At 53.7% G+C, this 17,746-nt stretch carries 15 protein-coding genes; 8 read left to right on the plus strand and 7 right to left on the minus strand.

What is annotated here, in order from left to right:
- Positions 1-21: 21 nt before the first annotated feature.
- Positions 22-1,134: an N-methyl-L-tryptophan oxidase gene (solA, locus tag Q3V30_RS13420; protein ID WP_306206438.1), complete on the plus strand. Its 1,113-nt coding sequence runs from the start codon at positions 22-24 to the stop codon at positions 1,132-1,134.
- Between the two features lie 55 nt (positions 1,135-1,189).
- Here the strand turns inward: solA and proP are convergent, their stop codons facing one another.
- On the minus strand, positions 1,190-2,668 hold the full coding sequence (gene proP / locus Q3V30_RS13425) for a glycine betaine/L-proline transporter ProP (protein ID WP_306206440.1): 1,479 nt from the start codon (positions 2,666-2,668) through the stop codon (positions 1,190-1,192).
- Positions 2,669-3,284: 616 nt separating this feature from the next.
- Between proP and Q3V30_RS13430 the strand changes: the two genes are divergently transcribed.
- Both Q3V30_RS13430 and Q3V30_RS13435 read left to right on the plus strand, forming a co-directional pair.
- Positions 3,285-3,839 carry a cytochrome b gene (locus Q3V30_RS13430; protein WP_306206442.1) on the plus strand — a complete coding sequence of 185 codons (555 nt, stop codon included), beginning with the start codon at positions 3,285-3,287 and terminating at the stop codon, positions 3,837-3,839.
- A gap of 22 nt (positions 3,840-3,861) precedes the next feature.
- Positions 3,862-4,434, plus strand: coding sequence for a YceI family protein (locus Q3V30_RS13435; protein WP_306213205.1), 573 nt, complete (start codon positions 3,862-3,864; stop codon positions 4,432-4,434).
- A gap of 55 nt (positions 4,435-4,489) precedes the next feature.
- Here Q3V30_RS13435 and trhO read toward each other — a convergent pair whose 3' ends face one another.
- The gene (gene trhO, locus Q3V30_RS13440; protein ID WP_306206444.1) at positions 4,490-5,539 is read right to left on the minus strand and encodes an oxygen-dependent tRNA uridine(34) hydroxylase TrhO; all 1,050 of its coding nucleotides are present in this window, start codon (positions 5,537-5,539) and stop codon (positions 4,490-4,492) included.
- Positions 5,540-5,755: 216 nt separating this feature from the next.
- Between trhO and Q3V30_RS13445 the strand changes: the two genes are divergently transcribed.
- From Q3V30_RS13445 to Q3V30_RS13455, 3 genes are all read left to right on the plus strand, one after another.
- Positions 5,756-6,850, plus strand: a complete 1,095-nt coding sequence (locus Q3V30_RS13445) for an NADH:flavin oxidoreductase/NADH oxidase (RefSeq protein ID WP_306206446.1) — start codon at positions 5,756-5,758, stop codon at positions 6,848-6,850.
- A gap of 157 nt (positions 6,851-7,007) precedes the next feature.
- Complete coding sequence (locus Q3V30_RS13450) at positions 7,008-7,928, plus strand: Kdo(2)-lipid IV(A) acyltransferase (protein ID WP_306206448.1); 921 nt, start codon at positions 7,008-7,010, stop codon at positions 7,926-7,928.
- Between the two features lie 404 nt (positions 7,929-8,332).
- A complete protein-coding gene (locus Q3V30_RS13455) occupies positions 8,333-8,731 on the plus strand; it encodes a MysB family protein (RefSeq protein ID WP_306206450.1) in 399 nt (132 codons plus the stop codon).
- Positions 8,732-8,781: 50 nt separating this feature from the next.
- Here the strand turns inward: Q3V30_RS13455 and Q3V30_RS13460 are convergent, their stop codons facing one another.
- The 3 genes from Q3V30_RS13460 to Q3V30_RS13470 form a co-directional block, all read right to left on the minus strand.
- A complete protein-coding gene (locus tag Q3V30_RS13460; RefSeq protein WP_306206452.1) occupies positions 8,782-9,021 on the minus strand; it encodes a YceK/YidQ family lipoprotein in 240 nt (79 codons plus the stop codon).
- 166 nt (positions 9,022-9,187) lie between these two features.
- Positions 9,188-11,746 (minus strand): glucans biosynthesis glucosyltransferase MdoH, encoded by a 2,559-nt coding sequence (gene mdoH, locus Q3V30_RS13465; protein ID WP_306206453.1) that lies wholly within the window; start codon positions 11,744-11,746, stop codon positions 9,188-9,190.
- The gene (locus Q3V30_RS13470) at positions 11,739-13,277 is read right to left on the minus strand and encodes a glucan biosynthesis protein G (protein WP_306213206.1); all 1,539 of its coding nucleotides are present in this window, start codon (positions 13,275-13,277) and stop codon (positions 11,739-11,741) included. The genes mdoH and Q3V30_RS13470 overlap by 8 nt, the downstream gene beginning before the upstream one ends.
- 270 nt (positions 13,278-13,547) lie before the next feature.
- On the opposite strand from Q3V30_RS13470, the gene mdoC reads away from it, so the two are divergent.
- On the plus strand, positions 13,548-14,672 hold the full coding sequence (gene mdoC, locus Q3V30_RS13475; RefSeq protein ID WP_306206455.1) for a glucans biosynthesis protein MdoC: 1,125 nt from the start codon (positions 13,548-13,550) through the stop codon (positions 14,670-14,672).
- A gap of 61 nt (positions 14,673-14,733) precedes the next feature.
- On the opposite strand, the gene Q3V30_RS13480 is transcribed toward mdoC, so the two are convergent.
- Positions 14,734-16,203 carry a phospholipase D family protein gene (locus Q3V30_RS13480; RefSeq protein WP_306206457.1) on the minus strand — a complete coding sequence of 490 codons (1,470 nt, stop codon included), beginning with the start codon at positions 16,201-16,203 and terminating at the stop codon, positions 14,734-14,736.
- A gap of 154 nt (positions 16,204-16,357) precedes the next feature.
- On the opposite strand from Q3V30_RS13480, the gene Q3V30_RS13485 reads away from it, so the two are divergent.
- Positions 16,358-17,542: a glycoside hydrolase family protein gene (locus Q3V30_RS13485; RefSeq protein WP_306206459.1), complete on the plus strand. Its 1,185-nt coding sequence runs from the start codon at positions 16,358-16,360 to the stop codon at positions 17,540-17,542.
- Between the two features lie 31 nt (positions 17,543-17,573).
- Here Q3V30_RS13485 and Q3V30_RS13490 read toward each other — a convergent pair whose 3' ends face one another.
- On the minus strand, positions 17,574-17,714 hold the full coding sequence (locus tag Q3V30_RS13490; RefSeq protein ID WP_306206461.1) for a hypothetical protein: 141 nt from the start codon (positions 17,712-17,714) through the stop codon (positions 17,574-17,576).
- Positions 17,715-17,746: the final 32 nt, after the last annotated feature.

Raw genomic sequence — 17,746 nt, forward strand, 5'->3', positions numbered from 1 at the left:
CAACAAAGGAGCCAGGTGCAGATGGTTTATGACTTAATTGTGGTAGGAAGTGGTTCAGTAGGCGCCGCAGCCGGTTGGTACGCCACGCAGGCTGGCCTGAACGTTCTGATGATTGACGGTGCCCATCCGCCACATACACAAGGCAGCCATCACGGGGAAACCCGCCTGATCCGCCATGCCTATGGTGAAGGGGCGCGCTATGTCCCGCTGGTGCTTCGGGCACAGGCTTTGTGGGACGAACTGGAAAAGCAGTGCGGCGAGCGAATTATGCACCGCTGCGGTGTGATTAACCTGGCTCCGGCAACCTCTGAATTTATCCGCAACGTAGAGCAAAGCGCAGAGACCTATGCGCTCCCCGTAGAGAAGCTGAGCGGTGCTGAAGCGAAAGCTCGCTGGCCTCAACTCAGCGTCCCTGATGACTATACCGGCATCTTTGAGCCACAATCTGGCTACCTGAAATCGGAAGTGGCTATCCGCCACTACATCCGTCTGGCTGAAGAAGCGGGATGCGCGCAGCTGTTTAATTGTGCGGTCAGTGCGATTGAAGAGCTGGAGGGGCTGCAGCTGGTCCACACGCCGGAAGGCACCTTTAAAGCCCGCAAGCTTCTCCTTAGCGCCGGAACTTGGGTGAAAACGTTACTGCCTGACCTGCCCGTTACGCCGGTGCGCAAAGTCTTCGCCTGGCATCAGGCGGATGGGCGCTACAGCGAAAATAATAAATTCCCCGCTTTTACCGTAGAAATGGCTGACGGAACGCATTTTTATGGTTTTCCGGCTGATAACAACGCCATTAAAATCGGACGGCATGATGGCGGGCAACCCATTACCTCTCCCGGGCAGCGTAAACCCTTTGGGAGTGTGGCTGAAGATGGCAGCGAGCTTTTTTCTTTCCTGCGGCAGGTATTGCCGGGCGTGGGCGTTTGCCTGCGTGGAGAAGCCTGTACTTATGATAATACCAGCGATGAGGATTTTATTATCGATACGCTGCCAGGCTCGCCAGACCGGCTTATTATTACCGGCCTTAGTGGTCACGGTTTTAAATTTGCCAGCGTGCTGGGAGAAATTGCCGCCGCTTTTGCGCAGAACAAAGCGGCTGACTTTGATTTATCCCCGTTCTCATTATCACGGTTTTAATTATTAAGGGCGGAAATAAAAAACCGGGCTCAGCCCGGTTTTTTATTATGGAGATTTATTCAGGCGTATTTAACGCGGCGGCATCTTTCTTCTGCTGGCGGAGCCGCAGCTTTTTCACCAGCTTGTGCGCTTCCGCCTCATTCGCCACGGCGGGTGCAGAACCGGTCAGCGGCTTACGCGCCGTTTCACGCAGCGTGAAGACGGTAATCACCCCAATCACCCCGGCGCCCATCAGATAGTAAGCAGGCATCATCAGGTTATGCGTCGTCGCTACCAGCCAGGTGGTGATCAGCGGCGTGGTGCCGCCAAACAGCGAGACCGACAGGTTAAAGCCAATCGCCAGCGCGCTGTAGCGAATATCCGTAGCGAATAAAGCTGGCAGCGTGGCAGGCATCGATCCGCTGAAGCAGGTGTGTATTATCCCCAGTACGATCAGGCCCAGGAACACCAGCCACATATTACCGGAGCCAATCATCATCATGCAGGGAACAGCCAGCACAATCAGGCCAATTGCTCCCGCCCAAATCACCGGACGACGTCCCAGACGGTCGTTCCAGTGGCCCCAGAACAGGGTCAGCGGCATCATCACAAACATCACCACCAGGATCAGCAGCAGGCTGCTCATCTCGCTGAGGCCGAGGATCCCGGTCAGGTAGCTTGGCATATAGGAGGTCAGCATATAGTTAGAGACGTTAAACAGCAGAACCAGCCCGATACATTTCAGCATCTGCGCACGGTATTTGCTCAACATCTGGAACAGCGTCAGACGGGGTTTGCTGTGCTCCAGCGCCTCCTGCTTTTCCATATGCTTCTGAAACGCAGGGGTCTCTTCCAGCTTGAGACGTACATAGAGTCCGAACAGGCCTAACGGTGCGGCGATAAAGAACGGAATACGCCAGCCCCAGCTAAGCAGTGTCTCTTGAGACATCACCGCCGTCAGAATGGTGACCAGGCCGGCACCCAGCAGATAGCCTCCCAGCGTACCAAACTCCAGGAAGCTGCCCATAAAACCACGACGATTATCGGTGGAATACTCAGCGATAAAGGTGGCAGCGCCGCCATACTCACCGCCGGTAGAGAAGCCCTGTACCAGACGGGCCACCAGCAGCAGCACCGGAGCAAATATCCCAATGCTGTCATAGCCGGGAATGATGCCTATACAGAATGTCCCTATCGACATCATGATCATGGTGATCGCCAGCACTTTCTGTCGGCCGATCCTGTCGCCTAACGGGCCAAAGACCAGACCGCCCACCGGACGAACCAGAAACGCCGCCGCAAAAGCGCCGAAAGTAGCCAGTAACTGTGCGGCAGCATTGCCGCCCGGGAAAAAGACTTTCCCCAGCGTCACGGCCAGGTAGCTGTAAACGCCGAAGTCGAACCACTCCATGGCGTTGCCTAACGCAGCCGCACCCACGGCGCGTTTCAACATATCAGCATCCACAATGGTGATATCGTCGACGGTGAGTTCTTTCTGTTTTTTACGCCAGAAGTGCTTCTTTGGCTGTTGGCTGAAAGGGGAATTAGTGCTCATACTCTCTCCGTGGTGCCTGATGATAGTGAGCAGCGTCATAGCTTTCGTTGCCAGCGAGAGAAGTGTAAAGAAGGGAAAGAAAGCTATAAAGCAGCAAAATAAGCCGGGAATTTACACGTTAATGACATCTCTTTACGCTTACTGACTCTATACGACACGCTGTTAATGATCAAGTTTGTGACAGTTATCGCTTTTATTGCGCGTAATATTTATTGCGCTCACTCCTTATATCGCTCTATCTGGCGTAATCCTCTTTTAGCGCATCGACCAGAGCTTCTCTCTGCCCTGCAATTTATTCTTCTCGCCCCTTTGATGAGCTTAATTAAACATTTCAGTCGGTCAGCGCTGACACAAGATGACAATTCGCTGACAAAAAACCATATTTACATCAAATTTACAGACATATAAGATTTATAAAAATTAAACTTAACGAGCTGTTTAAAGGCGCATAAATAAGATAAAAATGTTTAAATTGACAATATTTGTGTTGATTACTGCATTAATCAATCAATTATTTTGAATTAAAATAACTATTTGCTTACATCGTGTAATAAGTGATTGCTTTTATGTATTAGCCCGGTCAGTCTTGCAAAAAATAACCGGGCAGAGAATAGCTATGCTGTTGAAAAATACCCCCACTCGTTTTGGCACGATCAGCGTGCTGCTGCACTGGCTGGTAGCGCTTGCCGTTTACGGCATGTTTGCACTGGGCCTGTGGATGGTTACGCTGGGCTATTACGATAGCTGGTATCACCCTGCTCCGGAGCTGCATAAAAGCATCGGCATCACGCTTTTTGTTGTGATGATCCTTAGGGTCATCTGGCGTTTTCTCTCTCCGCCGCCTCACCCCCTTAGCAGCTACTCCTCCCTTACCCGTGTCAGCGCCCTGGCAGTCCATCTGCTGCTGTATGGCATTCTGTTCGCCATTTTTATCAGCGGCTATTTGATCTCTACCGCCGACGGTAAACCTGTTGACGTTTTTGGCCTGCTATCTGTGCCTGCCACGCTGGAGGGATTTGGCGAGCAGGCCGATCTGGCGGGTGATATTCATCTCTGGCTCGCCTGGAGCGTGGTGATCCTCTCCCTGCTGCACGGGTTAGCTGCGCTGAAACACCATTTTATTGACGGCGACAGCACGCTTAAGCGAATGCTGGGTAGCCGTGTTGATTAATCTCTGAAAGGAACACACTATGTTGAAGAAAAGCCTCACAGGTTTGACCGCCGCTGTTTTATTGCTGAGCGCCGGCGCGGCTTCCGCCGCCGAGTACAAAATTGATAAACAGGGGCAGCACGCTTTTGTGCAGTTCCGCATTCAGCACCTGGGTTACAGCTGGCTCTACGGCACCTTTAAAGATTTTGATGGCAGCTTCACTTTTGACGAGGCCGATTCCTCTAAAGACAAGGTGAATGTGACGCTTAATACCAACAGCGTGGATACCAATCACGCCGAGCGTGATAAACATCTCCGCAGTGCCGATTTCCTTAATGTGGCAAAATTCCCGCAGGCGACCTTTGTCTCAACCGGCGTGAAAAAGGATGGAGATGAGCTGGATATTACCGGCAATCTTACGCTGAATGGCGTAACTAAACCCGTGACGCTGGAAGCGAAAAAACTGGGTGAAGGCAAAGATCCGTGGGGAGGCTATCGTGCAGGGTTTGAAGCAGAAACGAAAATTGCCCTGAAGGATTTCAATATCACTACCGATTTGGGGCCAGCTTCTCAGGAGGTAGAGCTGACGATCTCCGTGGAGGGGGTTCGTCAGTAGCAGCTATATATGGCAGGACTTTCGGGCCGGTTGCAGATAACCGGCCCGACCGGTTTTATTCCCCGGAAGGAATTTTCAGCGTCATGCTGAGCTTGCCGCGGGACTTATTAAAAATCTTATTGCCATTTTCACGGCCCGCGCGGCGTGCGCGCTGCTCTTCCGGCGATAAGACCAGCTCTTCCATACAGATTGGGCTGCAGCAGGCCTGATACTTCTCTGCGCAGCTGTCACACTGAATAAACAGCAGATGGCAGCCATCATTCTTGCAGTTGACGTGGGTATCGCACGGGGTGCCACACTGATGGCAGTGTGCAATAACATCGTCTGAAATACGTTCGCCCATCCGCTCATCAAAGACAAAGTTTTTACCCCTGAAGCGTACAGGTAAGCCCTGCTCACGAGCGCGGCGTGCGTACTCAATAATACCGCCTTCGATGTGGTAGACGTTTTCAAAGCCGTTATGACGCATCCACGCGCTGGCCTTTTCACAACGGATACCGCCCGTGCAGTACATCACGATTTTCTTATTTTTATCCTCTTTCAGCATCTCAACCGCCATCGGCAGCTGATCGCGGAAAGTATCGGCAGGGATCTCCATCGCGTTGTCAAAGTGCCCCACTTCATATTCATAGTGGTTGCGCATATCCACGAACACCGCATCCGGGTCATCCAGCATGGCATTAACGTCACCTGCCTTCAGATAGCCGCCGACATCGCTGGCGTCAAAGGTTTCATCCGTAATGCCATCCGCCACGATGCGCTCGCGCACTTTAAGGCGCAGCACCCAGAACGACTTTCCATCATCATCCAGCGCAATGTTCATGCGGAGGTTATTCAGCGCCGGGTGGAAAGCGTAAAGCATCGCTTTCATCGCTTCATACTGGCTGGCTGGCACGCTGATTTGGGCGTTGATGCCTTCAGAGGCGACATAGACGCGACCAAAAACCTTTAATTTGGTCAACGCCACATAGAGCGCATCACGAAAAGCTTTAGGATCGTCGAGGGTAAAATACTTGTAGAAAGAGACTGTGGTGCGCGGTTCGGCTTCAGCCAACATGCGCGCCTTCAGCTCTTCATTGGAAACAAGGTTATGTAACACTGGCATGGTGTACGTTCCTGCGTTCAAGAGAGAAATTTTGCGGGCGCTATCATACCTGATTAGGGCAGGATTCAAACCGAAAACTTCATGCGGCAACTACCAGCGCTGCGGGCAAAAAACCGTCAGTTAGCCTGGTAAAAGCATACCCGGTTTAACATCACAAAAAATTTTACCTATAGTTAGCCTTTACCGTCAGTTTGATAAACCCACCGGAGAAATTGCATGAGCCAACTTTTTACGCCCATTACGTTGGGGAAGTTAACGCTTGAAAACCGTATCACCATTGCCCCTATGTGCCAGTATTCTGCAGACGCGGGTAAAGCTACGGCCTGGCATCGTATCCATTTGGGGAATCTTGCGCTCTCGGGAGCCGGTTTACTGATTATTGAAGCCGCTGCCGTTGAGGCCGCGGGGCGGATTACGCCACACGATTTAGGTATCTGGAATGATGAGACTGAACAGGCTCTGGGCGACGTGCTGAAAGATGTGCGCCACTATTCCCCGATGCCAATTGGTATTCAGCTGGCCCATGCTGGCCGTAAAGCCTCGACGGATGTCCCTTGGCGCGGCGGCGGCTTCCTGCAGCCGGAACAGGGCGGCTGGCAGACTTCCGCTCCCTCTGCGCTGCCTTATAATGACGAAGATGGCAAGCCAGCGGCGCTGACCAAAGCGCGTATTGAAGAGATCAAACAGTCGTTTGTGGACAGCGCCGTACGCGCCGATCGTCTTGGTCTGGATTTAGTAGAAGTCCATGCTGCGCACGGCTACCTGCTGCATCAGTTCCTTTCTCCTCTCTCTAATCAACGCGAAGATGAGTATGGCGGCACGCTTGAAAACAGAATGCGTCTGACGCTGGAAGTTTTCCGCGAAGTTCGCCGTGTATTCCCGGCAGATAAACCGGTCGGCGTCAGAATTTCTGCCACAGACTGGGTTGAAGGCGGCTGGGATCTGCAACAATCCATTGAGCTGAGCAAAGCCCTGGCTGCGGAAGGCTGTGCCTATATCCATGTTTCCAGCGGTGGCCTGTCGCCTGAACAGCAAATCTCGGTAGGGCCAAATTATCAGGTGCCGTTTGCCGAAGCGATCAAAGAGGTGGTGGATATTCCGGTCATTGCGGTTGGATTAATCACCGAGCCGGAACAGGCTGAAGCGCTGCTGACTAACAAGCAATCAGATATGGTCGCTCTGGCTCGCGGAATGTTGTATGACCCGCGCTGGCCATGGCATGCGGCAGCGAAACTGGGTGCGAAAGTTCACGCCCCTGAACAGTACTGGCGCTGTGAACCGCATGAAGTCAAAGGGCTGTTTAACCAGTAGGCCAGGTCGCCGCTTGCCCGATTGTGGCGGGCGGCGTCACCGAGTGGCTCTCGCCTTGCGGGTTATTTCAGTTCGCGGCCAAAAAATGGCACAATAGGCCATAAATAAAAAATCACGGGCAGCATAATGATGCCCCTTTTTTTCGAACTGGAAACTCATGACTCAGTTGCCTCAATTTACGCGTGCGTTGTTGCATCCTCGTTATTGGTTTACCTGGTTAGGTATAGGTTTCCTCTACCTGCTGGTTCTGCTGCCCTACCCCGTGCTCTATTATCTTGGCTGCGGTATTGGCCGTCTCTCCATGCGTTTCATCACCCGCCGTGTGGAGGTCGCACGCCGTAACCTGGAGCTCTGTTTCCCCACTATGCCGGAAGCGGAACGTGAAGCGTTGGTGGTGCGTAATTTTGAATCGGTCGGCATGGGCCTGATTGAAACCGGCATGGCCTGGTTCTGGCCTGACTGGCGCATCAGCAAATGGTTTCATGTCAGCGGCCTGGAGCACATTGATAAGGCGCATCAGGAGGGCAAAGGCGTGCTGCTGATTGGCATGCACTTCCTGACCCTGGAGCTGGGGGCACGCATTTTTGGTATCCATAATCCCGGCATTGGCGTTTATCGCCCCAATGACAATGCGCTTCTCGACTGGCTGCAGACCTGGGGCCGGATGCGCTCCAATAAAAGTATGCTGGATCGCAAAGATCTCAAGGGCATGATCCGCGCCTTAAAAAATGGCGACATCATCTGGTATGCGCCCGATCACGATTACGGCCCAAAGAGCAGCGTTTTCGTTCCCTTCTTTGGCGTGGAAAAAGCGGCGTCAACTAAAGGCAGCTATCTGCTTATCCGTAGCGGTCAGCCTGCCGTTATCCCCTTTGTGCCGCGCCGTCTGCCGCACGGAAAAGGGTATGAGATGGTGATCTTGCCTGAAGAGCAGGCGATGCCGCTGGATGATGAGGCAGCCACTGCTGCGCGCATGAACAAGGTAGTTGAGCATGGCGTACTGATGGCACCCGAGCAGTATATGTGGCTCCATCGCCGCTTTAAAACCCGTCCTGCTGGCGAAGCCTCTCTCTATTAGTTCTGCAGTTATTCTTTGCACCTTCAGGGTGGCAGGCTTTTTGAGCCTGCCACCCTCTTCTACGCGGCAGGTAAATTATTGCTGCACGCTACAGCTGAGCGTTGCCCTCTGTTAACGCTTCTCTCACATCTTCTTGCTGGCAAAAAATCTGTTCGTTGCCAGGTTAATCCTGCTGCTGCCTTTTGCGCTAACCTTCTCTTGCCGGGAAGTTTGGTGGTAGGATCTGCTTCTGCCCCTGGCTGATTTAAATCTGAACATCGGCTTTTCTGGCTATGATCTCTTCAGTAACTCACTGAAACATGGTGATAAAACCGCCTGATAACTTTTTTTGTTCTCAGGTTTTCCCCTGACCAAACTTCGACTATCCTTCTAAAACCTGAAAATGAAGTTATGGAGAAATCCCCATGAGCATGTTTGCAACGCTGGAAGAGGCCATAGACGCCGCGCGTGAAGAGTACCTTGCGGCAAACCCGGAAGTGGAAGAAGCGGATGCTTCGGTTGGTCAGTTCAATCTGCAGAAGTATGTGATGCAGGATGGCGATATCATGTGGCAGGCCGAATTCTTTACCAATGAAGGCGACGAAGGAGAGTGCCTCTCTCTGCGCAGCGGCGAAGCAGCTCAGGCTATTTTTGATGACGACTTCGACGAGATTGAGCTGCGTCAGGAGTGGTTGCCGGAAAATACGCTGCACGAGTGGGACGAAGGTGAGTTTCAGCTTGAGCCGCCGCTGGATACCGAAGAAGGTAAGGCCGCAGCGGACGAATGGGAAGATGACAACAGCGACTCCGACCGCTACCAGTAATCCTGCCCGATAGCGCAAGCCTGCCAGCCCGGTCAATTCTGCCGGGCTACTTATTCGTAAGGCCCATGACTGGCGTCAACAGGCAACAGCAGCGTATCGACAACCAGCGACAGCGGCAGATCGATAATCGTCAGAAAGCGCCAGGGCGTGTCACGAACGTCCCACTGCACGCCGGGATAATATTGATTACCGTGCCCCTGGCCCGGGAAAGTGCGGCTGATAATGCTACCACAGCCGCTCAGCACCAGCACGCTCAGGGCGAGCAGCAGGCTGCGGAATATCATCTTCATCACCCTTGTCCCTTTCTCTGAATAAAACACGCTATTGTAGAGTAACCCCGCCCTGCCGTTCAGGCAAAACAGGTAAAATTTCCGTCAGATTTTTGTCATGCTTTCCGCCGGGTAAAACATAAAAAAAGGCCGGGAGCGTTCTCCCGGCCTTGATGCTGTTCAACCCTTAAGGTTTTGGCTGAATCGCCTGCGGATTCATTTTCAGCGACTTATAGTAATCGAACCAGTCGTGATACTTGTCGGCATGCTGCCACAAGCGGTAATGCATCCTTGAAAGCGTCACCGGGTCGCTGATCAGCGCCAGGCGACGATCGCGGTCCAGCTTAGCCGGTGATTCACTTAATGCCTGATCGACCTGGCGATCGCGGGCAAATTCCAGCACATCGCTTTTCAGGTGGCGGGAAGTCGCCATTGCGCTGGCGAGGGCGTTAAACGACGGGTTAAACACCGCGTGCATAAAGCCATCCTTCAGCGCGCGCTCGCGGTTCAGTTCGAGGTAGCGATCGGTATCCATCAGCTCTTTCGGCGGCTCGTACTCTTCCGGGATCAGGAACAGCTTGGCGCGTTTAGAGGCGTTACCTGTTGTCGAGCGGCTGGAGTAGACCGAAACGAAAGGCGACAGGATCAGCGAGAAGACGATCGGCGCCAGCCACCACAGGAAGTTCAGGTCAAGCCAGCCCATTCCTGCTGCCCAGACGATACCCAGCGCCATCTGCCAGCCGTGGCGCTTGAACGCTTCGCTCCATGGCGTGGCATCATCATCACGCTGCGGTGAATTCCACACCACTTCCCAGCCCAGGAAGGCGCTGACCACAAAAATGGTATGGAACAGCATACGCACCGGTGCCAGCAATACCGAGAACAGCATCTCCAGGAACAGAGAAAGAGTTACGCGCATCACGCCGCCGTACTGTTTCGCACCTTTAAACCAGATCAGCATGATACTGAGCAGCTTCGGCAGGAACAGCAGAACCATGGTGGTGGAGAAGAGCGCTATCGCCAGCTCAGGGCGCCACTGCGGCCAGACGGGGAACAGCTGCCGGGGCTGCAGGAAGTACTGCGGCTCCATAAGCGTATGCACCACCTGCAGCGCGGTTGAGAGCGCCAGAAACATAAACCACAGCGGCGCAGAGAGGTAGGACATCACCCCTGTCAGGAATACCGCACGGTGAACCGGGTGCATGCCTTTTACCAGGAACAGACGGAAGTTCATCAGGTTACCGTGACACCAGCGGCGATCTCGCTTGAGCTCATCCAGCAGGTTTGGCGGCAGCTCTTCATACGAACCGGGCAGATCGTAAGCAATCCACACGCCCCAGCCTGCACGGCGCATCAGCGCCGCTTCCACAAAGTCGTGGGAGAGGATGGAACCGGCAAACGAACCTTCACCCGGCAACGGCGCCAGCGCACAGTGCTCGATAAACGGCGCGACACGGATAATGGCGTTATGCCCCCAGTAGTGGGACTCCCCAAGCTGCCAGAAATGCAGACCGGCAGTAAACAGCGGGCCATAGACGCGGGTAGCAAACTGCTGGCAACGAGCATAGAGCGTATCCATACCTGACGCTTTTGGCGAAGACTGGATAATACCGGCGTTCGGGTTCGCTTCCATCATGCGCACCAGACCGGTCAGACACTCACCGCTCATCACGCTGTCCGCATCCAGCACCACCATGTAGCTGTACTGGCTGCCCCAGCGACGGCAGAAGTCATCGATGTTGCCGCTTTTACGCTTCACGCGGCGACGGCGACGGCGATAGAAAATGCGCCCTTCGCCGCCCACGTCACGCACCAGCTCCATCCAGGCTTTCTGCTCGGCCAGCGCAATATCGGGGTTATAGCTGTCGCTCAGGATATAGACGTCAAAGTTCTGCTGTTCGCCCGTTCTGACCACCGATTCCCAGGTGGCGCGCAGACCCGCGTAAACGCGTTCCACATCTTCATTACAGATGGGCATGATCAGCGCAGTACGGTGCTCCGGGTTGATCGGCTCATCACCGTTCAGACCGTAAGAGATACTGTACTTGTCCTTGCCCATCATCAGCTGCAGGAAGCCCATCAACGCCGTCCAGAACCCGGCAGAGACCCAGCAGAACAGCACCGCGAACAGGAACAGGATCCCCGTTTGCAGCACGTAAGGCAGGATCTGCAGCACCGACTGCTGCCAGTTCTGGTTGATCATCTCCATAGGATCGATCAGCGCCCAGCCCTGGTAAGGCAAAATGGTTTTCATGTACCACGTCGCTACAACGGTCTGTGCGATGGTCAGCAGCAGCAATATATAGCGGCGGATCGAGCCAACATGTCGCCACTTATCTTCCTGCCGCTGCTCTTCAGCATTGGCATAGCGATGGGTGGATTTGCGGCCACGCACGGAATCCCAGGCGCGCGCAACCGGGTTGGTGCGCCAGGCTTCCGGATACATGGAGGAGCGGCTGTGGCGAGGCATAGCCTTCAGCGTGGTGCGGTTGAGCTCATCGGTGTCGAACTGTTCCCCGCGGCCCAGCGAATCTGGCCAGCTCATCTCAATACGTGATTTGACCGACTCCAGCGGCACGTCGTCAGGACGCTCCGCTGCAGGGGCGCCTTCTGCGAGCGCGTGGTGTAGCTGAACAAACGCCTCCTCGGGCTGTTCAGGCAGCGTCTCGCGCAGCGCCCCTTTCCGCTCCGGGGGAAGGGGCAGCGCATCGATATAGTCAGTGGGTAGTACAGTAGGCTTATTCATTGGCAGGCAACTGATAGCTCCAGGTTTCTGTCAGCGTCTTATCACCGTTCATCAGCGCAGCACGCATCTCGGTAGCTTGCTTGTTGTCTTTAATGCGTAAACGCATTACCAGACGCCAGCCTTTGGTTACCGGATTATAGCGCACGCTGTTTTCCACCAGCTCACCGTTGTTACCGATGCTGACCTGAGGCGTCACCTGGGTGGTATCGGGCAGCTTGCTCATCTCCTGACCGGTAAAATCGACCACAAAGGCTACGGTGCCATCAGGCTGGCGAACCAGGTTAGACTGTTTCACGTCGCCCGTTGAGCGCAGCGTATCTTTCACATAGGCCAAATCTGGCGAATGCAGCTGGCTCTCGTCCCGGGTGAAGTGCAGACGATATTTAAAGTTCATCTCTTTGCCAGGATCCGGCAGGTTTTCCGGCGTCCAGAACGCAACGATGTTGTCGTTGGTTTCGTCGGCCGTCGGGATCTCGACCAGCTCTACGCGGCCTTTACCCCAGTCACCCTGTGGTTCAATCCAGCCGCTCGGACGGAGATCGTAACGATCGTCCAGATCCTGATACTGGTCGAAGTCACGTCCGCGCTGCAGCAGCCCAAAACCTTTCGGGTTCTCGACGGTAAAGGTGCTGACCGCCAGATGTTTCGGGTTGTTGAGCGGACGCCAGATCCATTCGCCGTTGCCGGCATGGATAGAGAGACCGTTGGAATCGTGTAGCTGCGGACGGAAGTTCAGGTTTGGCGAAGGTTGGTTCGGCCCAAACAGGAACATACTGGTCAGCGGCGCCACACCGAGCTTGCCGACTTTATCGCGCAGGTAAACTTTAGACTGCACGTCTACGGTGCTCTCTTTACCCGGGGTGATCAGGAAGCGGTAAGCCCCTGTTGCCCGAGGTGAGTCCAGCAGTGCATAGATCACCAGATGCTTATCAGAAGGTTTTGGACGTTCAATCCAGAACTCTTTAAAGCGTGGGAACTCTTCACCGGACGGCAGCGCCGTATCGATAGCCAGACCACGAGAAGAGAGACCATAGACCTGGCCTGCACCAATAACCCGGAAATAGCTCGCGCCCAGGAAGCTGGTGATCTCGTCATCCTTCTTGTTTTTGCTGTTCAGCGGGTAAAGCACCTTGAACCCGGCAAAACCGAGGTTTTTTACCGTTTCCGGATCGTGCTTTACGTTGCCAAAGTTAAAGTAATCAGGTGAATACTTAATTTGTCGAACCGTCGATGCGGTGACTTCATTAATCTGCACCGGCGTGTCGAAGTACATCCCTTGATGATAGAACTCAAGCTTGAATGGGGTCTTCAGCTTACTCCAGTAGGCTTTGTCACGATTGAACTGAATCTGCTGATAATCCGCATATTTCATGTCGCGCAGTTGGGAAGGCAAATTGCTTTTCGGCGCTTCATACCCTTTCCCAGCCAAATCTTTTGCCTGCTTTGCTACATCATCAATGTTGAATGCCCAGCTTGAGCTGGCATACATTGACAGCAAAACCGTTACGCCAAGCCAGCGCAATTTCATCAGTTTTGGCTTATTTTTCATTTTAATCAGCACATCCCCCCCTTTCGTGTGCTTAAATCAATCCTATCCATCTTAATGGATTATTCAGCATTCCGACAGCTCGGCAATGATTTAGTTCATCGCCTTCTCTGCTGTAAGCGCCTTATTCTCAAGTGTTTAACTGATACAGATTAGCCTGATAGTATACTCGCAAATTCTCGCCTAAAGTGAGCGTTAAGCTTTAGCGTGGTTCAGGGTGAGCCACTGCAATAACGTGTTGAATACTGGATGATTATGACGACAAAGAAACAGGAAAGAGAGTATTTTTTTGATTCGATCAGGGCTTATTTAATGCTGTTGGGCGTGCCGTTTCACGTTTCCCTGATTTATTCCACGCAGTCATGGTCGGTTAACAGTGCACTACCTTCTGAATGGCTTACCCTGCTAAATGATTTTATTCATGCTTTTCGCATGCAGGTGTTTTTCGTCATCTCCGGCTATTTTTCCTACATGCTTTATCTGCGCTACCGCTCAGGAGAATGGCTGAAAGTCAGGCTGGAACGCGTGGGGATCCCGATGCTGGCGGCAATTCCCCTTCTGACGGTGCCGCAATTCTTTATGCTTAAGGCCTGGACCAATAAGATAGGTGACTGGCATGCCTTTTCTCTTTACCAGAAATTCAACGCCCTTGCGTGGGATCTGATTTCGCACCTCTGGTTCCTGCTGGTGCTGGTGGTCCTGACGACTCTAGGTCTCTGGTTGTTCAGATGGCTGCGTGACGGCAAGGGGTCAAAAACAGAGTATTCTGACATTACCTGGACCAAATTAACCTTTGCCATTCTGCTTTGCGCCCTCACGTGGGGAGCGGTTCGTCGTCTGCTGTTCCTGTTTGCTCCGCAAATGTTGGGCGACGGGCTGTTTAACTTTGCGGTGATGCAATCCCTGTTCTTCCTGCCGTTCTTTTTCCTGGGCGCTATGTCCTGGAAGTATCCGGCGCTTAAGGCGCTGTTTGTAAAACCGGTGCCCTGGACATTTATCGGCTCCGCCCTGGCTTTCGTGGCTTATGTCCTGAACCAGACTTACAGCAAAGGGGAAGGCTGGCTCTATGAGATTGACGCCATTGTGTCAATGACCATGGGGCTGTGGATGGTGAACGTGGTGTTCTCGCTGGGCCATCGCCTGCTTAATTCCCATTCGCCTCGCGTGACTTACCTGGTCAATGCCTCGCTGTTTATCTACCTGGTGCACCATCCGCTGACCATCTTGTTTGGTATATTCCTGGTGCCCCACATCAGCAACAACACCGTGGGCTTCTTTACCGGGCTGCTCTTTGTGTTTGGCATCGCGTTTCTGCTCTACGAGATCCACCTGCGTATTCCGCTGCTGCGCTTCCTGTTCTCAGGTAAACCGCAGCGCTGAATAAAAAAGGGCGGATAAATTCCGCCCTTTTCTCTGCTTTTTTACACTGCCCACCGGCAACTTACAGCAGCCACTCGATAGGCAAACGCCATACCAGCCGCACCATCAGTCGCTGCATAAAACGGGTGCGGGGTTCATGTTTATGAACCTGCTCTCTATCCCCTTCTCCCGGATATTCCACCCAGTTCACTCTTCCCCACTTATCCAGGCGCAGCGTCCAGGCGCGCTCCTGTATCTGTCTGATAAAGCGCTGGTGGATGCTGCTGGCCAGTGCTTCGCTCTCGATAACAAAACCCATCTCGGTATTCAGCATGGCTGAACGGGGATCAAAATTGAACGACCCGATAAAGACTTTTTCATTGTCCACGCTGAACGTTTTGGCGTGCAGGCTGGAGCCTGAATTACCGGTGAGGCCACGGTCATGCGGCGCTTCATTTGCGGAGTGAGGCTTCAGTTCATAAAGCGTGATGCCGTGCCGCAGCAGCTTCTTACGCCATTTTGCATAGCCCGCATGCACTATAGAGACATCGTTCGCCGCCAGAGAATTAGTGAGAATGGCGATCTTTACGCCGTGTCTCACCAGCGAGAGCAGCTGCGCCACACCGGCGCGGGTCGGCACAAAATAGGCGGAGATGATATCGAACTGCGACTGAGGTTTGCCAATCACTTCCAGCATGCGCTGCGGCAGTAACGACCCCGCTCTAGCCTTACCCAGCCCTTTACGGGGATCGTCGCTCAGCAAGCGCGTTTTCGCCCACACCAGCGGCAGATCGCCTGCTTCCAGCTGCGTAACAAAGGAGGAGGCGTGGATACGTTCAAGATAACGCTCAACCTTAGGATCGCTGTGCCAGGCTTCAGGCAGCTTTACGGCGGCGTGTGCCCGCTCCTCATTGATATCAACCACCTTGTTAAAGGGTTCAACGGCGCGGCTCTTCCAGTAGCGTTCAAAATCTTTTTCAACTTCCCCAACCACCGGCCCGATGGCCAGTACGTCCAGGTCGGAAAAGAGTGGCGCTTCGCCCGCGCCAAAATACTCATCGCCCACGTTGCGCCCGCCGACAATGGTGGCCTCCCCGTCTACGGTGAAGCTTTTGTTGTGCATACGCCGGTTCACCCTGGCAAAGTCGGTCAGATAGCCCAGCGCACGCAGCGTACGAAAGGAGAAGGGATTGAAGAGGCGGATCTGGATATTTTTATGTTTAGAGAGCTGAGTCAGCGTCTCATCAAGCCCCATGGTGTTGTTGTCATCCAACAGCAAACGGACTTTAACCCCCCGATCGGCAGCCTCCAGCACGGCGCTGAACAGCAGCCGGCCAGACATATCGTTCTGCCAGATATAATACTGAATATCCAGCGTGTGCTCCGCCATACTCATCAGCAGATAGCGGGCGGCAAAGGCATCAAGCCCATCTTCAAGCGGATGGATGCCGCTGTGCTCAGGGTGATTTTCCACCAGCGGCGATACGGCCCGGGTCAGCCGGGAGTGCTCAAAGGCTGGCTCGTAGGGTTCCGGAGTATAGGCTTCAGCCATCAATTGTCCTTAGTTCAGGTAAATTCCTGCTGGATCCATTATTAATGCAGTTGAATGACATTGTCATGCGACTGTTCTGATTGCGGTCAGTTTAGTCAGGTAGTCTAGACTTAGCGCAATGCGTTGTGATAGTCCCTGCGAAGAGGAAGATGCCATGAATACCGACACGCTAACACCTGCGACTCAGCGCCACCGGCCAACGCTGTTCAAGAGCTTCTTTCAGGGCAGCTTTGCCTGCTCAACCGCCTGTCGTGACCAGGGCCGTCGCGTGGATCTGGTGGTCAACAGCGGTCACGATACGCTACTTAATAAAGATTATGCTCAACTGGCTGCAGAAAATTTGCTGACTGCCCGAGACGGCGCCCGCTGGTATCTGATTGAGAAACAGCCTGGCGAATATGACTGGTCCACTTTTTTGCCGATGTTACATGCAGCCAGAAACCACGATATTGAGATGATATGGGAGCTGGCGCACTTTGGCTGGCCCAGCGGGCTGGATATCTGGCAGCCAGAATTTATCGATCGCTTTGCTGCTTTTGCCCGCGCGGCCGCCTGCCTGATGCGTGATGAAGGATTTGAGGCTCCCTTTATCACCCCCATGAACCAGATCTCTTTCTGGTCCTGGGCCGGAGGCGACGTCGCCTGGTTCAATCCTGGCGTAACGGGCCGCGGCAGAGAATTAAAACAGCAGCTGGTTCGTGCCTCCCTGGCGGCTATGCGCGCCATTCGGGAAGAGTTGCCAGCGGCAAAATTCGTGCTGACCGATCCGCTGGTTCACATAGCCTCGTCGGAGCGCTCCGACGCCAGCCAGCAAAATGCCCGTCATCAACATGAAGCTCAGTTTGAGGCATGGGATATGCTTTGCGGTCGTCTGCAGCCGGAACTGGGGGGCGATCCTGCGCTGTTCGACGTCATAGGGGTGACCTGGTATCCCGACAATCAGTGGTTTATCACTGGTGAACCGCTTGAGCCGCATCAGCCCGAATATCGTTCTCTCGCCTCTTTACTGGAGGAGATTTGGCAGCGGTACCAGCGCCCCTTGCTGATTGCGGAAACAGGTGCTGAGGGTGACCAGCGCGTGCCCTGGCTGAAATATGTGGTAGAGCAAACGAGTGCGGCATTAGATAAAAGCGTGCAGGTAGAGGGCATCTCTCTGTTTCCAGCCGTTGACTACCCTTCCTGGGCGGATGGGCGGCGTTCACCCGGCGGCCTGTTTGGTCTGCCCGATGCTAACGGTAACAGAACGATTTATGAACCTTATGCGCTTGAGATCCGCAGTCAGTTAATCAGGATGAAGCAGGCCGATCGGGCCTCACATCCTGAATCCAATCAGGAGTGAAGGCTATCTTAAACAGGGTGCAGGCGGTTGGTCAGGTCATCCAGAGAGTGATGATCAGCACAAAAACGATCAGCGTAAATGAGGTGAGAGCGAGAGCAACGATAGCGAACTGCGCATCGTCCAGTGATAAATGAGGCTCTTCGGGAAAATCGTGTTCAGGATGGTTGTTCATTTTTTATCATCATCTGCTGGCCAAACGTCCCG

The organism is Erwinia pyri (genome assembly GCF_030758455.1).
Classification (GTDB): Bacteria; Pseudomonadota; Gammaproteobacteria; order Enterobacterales; family Enterobacteriaceae; genus Erwinia; species Erwinia pyri.